The organism is Rhizobium sp. SVR5-9E (assembly GCF_056755095.1).
This window is the reverse complement of sequence record NZ_JBNDHS010000544.1, coordinates 1-253: the sequence shown is the minus strand read 5'-3', so window position 1 is coordinate 253 and position 253 is coordinate 1. Positions and strand designations below refer to the sequence as shown.

Genomic DNA, 253 nt, shown 5'->3' with positions numbered 1-253 from the left:
TAAAAGTACTGAATATAAAAATAAAGCCGGACAGGTCGTGCTTGTAAAGAAAGCAATCGGAACGGCTGAGGAAACAGATACCTATTACGTGTATAATGAGTATGAGCAGCTCGCTTTTGTGATTCCTACAATGGCTGTGAATGCGCCGATGAATCAGACCACTTATGATAAGCTTTGCTACCAGTACCGGTATGACGGCTGGAATCGCCTGGTAGAGAAAAAAGTTCCGGGAAAAGGCTGGGAATATATCATC

General features: G+C 43.1%; 1 protein-coding gene. It reads left to right on the top strand.

The genetic code is table 11. The features are described 5' to 3' along the window. The coding region (locus ACPYOJ_RS35990; protein WP_481420479.1) for a hypothetical protein at positions 1–253 on the top strand (253 nt) is incomplete at both ends.